The 3,737-nt window shown below is 55.9% G+C and carries 3 protein-coding genes; all 3 read right to left on the bottom strand.

Annotation, left to right across the window (positions count from 1 at the left end; translation table 11 throughout):
• Positions 1–194, bottom strand: a 194-nt coding sequence (locus tag RSSM_RS30450) for an AAA family ATPase (RefSeq protein WP_008689042.1), incomplete at its 3' end; no start/stop codon positions are given.
• Positions 191–1,153 carry a methyltransferase family protein gene (locus RSSM_RS30445; RefSeq protein WP_008689040.1) on the bottom strand — a complete coding sequence of 321 codons (963 nt, stop codon included), beginning with the start codon at positions 1,151–1,153 and terminating at the stop codon, positions 191–193. The genes RSSM_RS30450 and RSSM_RS30445, both read right to left, overlap by 4 nt.
• Positions 1,154–1,287: 134 nt before the next feature.
• Positions 1,288–2,628, bottom strand: coding sequence for a B12-binding domain-containing radical SAM protein (locus RSSM_RS30440; RefSeq protein ID WP_008689038.1), 1,341 nt, complete (start codon positions 2,626–2,628; stop codon positions 1,288–1,290).
• Positions 2,629–3,737: the final 1,109 nt, after the last annotated feature.

Genomic DNA, 3,737 nt, shown 5'->3' with positions numbered 1-3,737 from the left:
ACAGATTCAAATCCGCCTTCTTCCGCCAACGATTGGTTCAGGTTGCCATTGGCCGCGGAAGCGATCAAACGCAGCGAACGATACAGATTGGTTTTGCCGCTTCCGTTTGGCCCGGTGACCACCGTCAACTCACCCAGTCGCACGGTCAGCGAGCGGATCGAACGGTAGCCGGCGATTGCAATGCGGTGGATCAAAAGAAAGGCACCGTGGGGATCCAGAGTCGGACGTGTTTCTGGTAGCGATGATAGTCTGCCCCGAACCGAAGCTGAAGATCGCGTTCTTCGACGGGACGCACAAAGACATGCCAGACCACTGCCCCGCACAGGGCGTAAGCAATGACAGGAAGGCTGCCGAGGAACCATCCCACCGCGATGCCCTGAACGATGCCCGCGAGTGCCATCGGATTGCGAACATAGCGGTACGGACCAGCGATCACCAAACGAGGCGCGGTGGCCGTGGGAAGTGGCGTGCCATCGCCGCGAATCGCCATCGTGATGCCGCTCCATAGCCCAAGCGACGATGCAACGAGAAACAAGCCACCGGACAATGGTGACTGCAGCGGATGTTGAAACACTTGCCATCCGAGTCGAAGTTGCAGTTCAACGATTCCCAGCGGCAGCACCCACAGAAACGTCCCCCAGAAGATCACGGTTTGCCCCAGAGTCAACGCGGTTGCCACAGCGGGACTCATCGAAGCAACGCGAATCGTGGCGGGAGATTGCGACGTGTTTCCATGGATCGTTGCCATGCACAGCGACAACCCAGCCATGCAAACCATCATCGCCGATGCGATCCAAGCTTCTCCGGTTTGCAGGCTGGTCGCGATGCACACCAAGGTCGGGTACCAAGTGACCGCGGCAACGACCCAGACCAACGTGACGGCCGAAGACGCTCGGCGCCACACGCAAATCGCGGCCAAGAGTGAGCCAGCGATGATCAACACGAAGTCCGCCATCCAAAACGAAAGCAGTGCACCATTCGGCCAAGCAGCGGGCTGAAACCACGGGATGCTGGCCGGATAGACAAGCAACAACACCCACCACGCCAGCGTGCCAATGGCTTGCACGACGAGATAGGCGGAGACAATCCGAACGGGAGTCGCTCGTGTCGCAGTCGGGACGCTTGGCGTTTGCTGTCGGTGGATGCTGGTCACCTCGAATCGGGCTGCTGCGAAAAGACGCCATGATAAGTCGAGAACGAAAAAAGGTGTCAGACACCTTTTAAATCTTTCTTGACCGCACGGGCAGCTCATTGCTGCGTCCCACAATCAATAAACAACGTAGATCCTCACTCCGTCAGCGTTCCAAGAGCTAGGCCGATGTTGCGGTAGTTCATGTTCGTGCGGTACGCAAATTCGGTGGTTTCGATACTACCGGTTGTTTCCAGCGTTCGGCGGGCTTTCGTCTTCAACGTGGGAAGGGCGTACACTTGCTCGGTACATTCTCGAATAACATCCCACAATTCGTCTGGCTCCATCGACTTGGGCTGGTGCACCAGTTTGGTCAGGTCGTAGTGCGCCCAATCGGCAGGGAACTGGGTGTAAAGCAGACGGCCTTCTTTCTCGAGACGCTCAAACAGTCTCGTTCCAGGCAGCGGGGTCATCGTGGTCAGTTGCATCGCGTCGACATCGCTGTTGACCATGAATTCGGCGCGGCGGCGGAGTGTCTCCGGAGTATCGCTGTCCATCCCAAAAATGAAGGCGCCCAAGACGGCGATGCCCGCTGCGTGAACCCGGTCGAACATTTGCGTGTAGGAACCAGCGCCTTTTTTCAGATTCAGCCGCTTGTTGACTTCGGCCAAGGCATCATCGTCCTCCGCTTCGATGCCGATGAAAATCATCCGGCAACCCGCTCGGGCGGCCCAGTCGAGCACCTCGGGGTCGTCCGCGACATTGATCGAGGCCTGGCAGAACCAGGACATTTTTAGGTCGCGTGCGACCATCCCTTTGAACAACTCCAACGCCTGCGCCCGGCAAACGCCGCCATTGCCGATGATGTTGTCGTCGACAAAGAACAAGAGCTCGTCCGGTACCGACTCCAATTCGTCGAGCACATCCTCGATGGGGCGACGACGATAGCGGCGGCCGTTGTAGGCGGTGACCGAGCAGAATTCACAATCCAGCGGACACCCCCGCGATGTCTGTACCGAGGCGAACACGTAGTCGCCTTCGTAGACGTCACGACGGGGCGGGGCGAGTCGATTGGGGGCAAGCCATTCGCCGTGATAAAGTCCGGTGAGTTTCCCTGATTCGGCATCCGCCAGCACTTTGGCCCACACTGACTCCGCTTCTCCAACAACCACAGCATCTGCGAACTGCAACGCCTCCGTAGGACACATTGACGCATGAATGCCTCCCATCACAACGGGGACACCCCGTTTGCGGTAGGTGCTGGCGATCTCGTAGGCTCGATTGGCTGCGGAGGTGAAAGCGGTGACGCCTACCAGATCGGCGTCGTGGTATTCAAAGGGAGTGAAATTCTCATCCAAAAGCTTCACGTCCCACGTGTCGGGAGTCAACGAAGCGAGGATGCCCAGGCCCAGTGGTGGGAAACGGGAACTAGGATTGACCGAAAAGCCAGACCGCACGCAGTTGACCGGATTAACGAGAACCAGTTTTTTCTTGGTCATGATCGGATTCCCCTCAACGCCCGTTGCCGCAAAAGTATTGAATCGCCAATACCCGCCTCATCCCAAACGTGTTGAATGGTGCATAGCGAGTTGTTTGGAGGATTCCTCTTTTCTTAATCGGCCCAACTTACCACGCATACAGGTCGGTTCGACACACCAAGTTGCCTGCGGCAACCTGAAGCACTTCCGTACTGTTGTGCGATGTATCAAGGTCTGCGAAAGCAGTTCGTCGGCTGCGCGAGGCAAGTAGCGAAGTCGAACGAGTTCGTCGATGGGTGGCGAGATTCCTGAGCTGTCCCATGGGTAGGACGGCAGCTCGATGACACGCCGAAGATGGTGAGCTCCGTAACGGTCAGGCTTGACTCATCATCCGGTGACGGCTGCCGACCACTCGCGAACTGAGCCGATCGTAGAGCATTCGGCTAGATATTAGTGCCGTACTCGCGATCGGCCCCCGCATTGATGACAACCGCTTGTCCGCTAGCCTAATGCTTGCGGTGTTTAGCAACCCTATTCTTGAGCCCAAGCATCGTGAAACATCCTTTCAAAGAGAGCCAAAACGGTATGTACCGTTTTGGCCTTTGAAAAATGTCGCACGCCTGACGTTCAGGCGGTAACTAAACCAATGGTTTCGGCTAGAAAGAAAGATAAATTCTACCAGGTAATGGGCGATACAGAACTCGAATCTGTGACCTCTGCCGTGTGAAAATCCCTCTGACACACGCTGTTTAACACGGTTTTTGCTGGAAAAACCCGTCAATTTCGATATTTCCAATCCTATCCAGTTGCAATGTTTATTGCAACCAATGGCGATTATTGCGGTATTAGCTCCCTCGATTAGGCCGTATTGCAAGGCTTTTTAGGTAGGCCAACTCACTCGCAATGAGCGTCCTCGCGAACATGGGTTGTGTGCGGCTAAGCACATGGACAGGAGTTATTCGGCGTAACGATGAAGCGACGGCATATAGGTCACTTCACCGAGTTCTGAGAGCTTCGATGTTAGAGTGTTCAGCAGAGTAGTGAACCGTTCCCAAGCATATGCGGGCATCAGTTGGTACTTGAGCTTTTTCCACAATCGTTCGATCGCGTTGAGTTCTGGGCTGTAGGGA

The organism is Aporhodopirellula sallentina SM41 (assembly GCF_000346505.1).
Taxonomy (GTDB): domain Bacteria; phylum Planctomycetota; class Planctomycetia; order Pirellulales; family Pirellulaceae; genus Rhodopirellula; species Rhodopirellula sallentina.
Note: the sequence above shows the minus strand (reverse complement) of the source record. Positions and strands in the feature narration are given on the sequence as shown.

Bases quoted from the DNA above. Each gene is read 5' to 3' on its own strand.
- RSSM_RS30440 (WP_008689038.1), bottom strand. From the start codon at position 2,628: ATGACCAAGAAAAAACTGGTTCTCGTTAATCCGGTCAACTGCGTGCGG.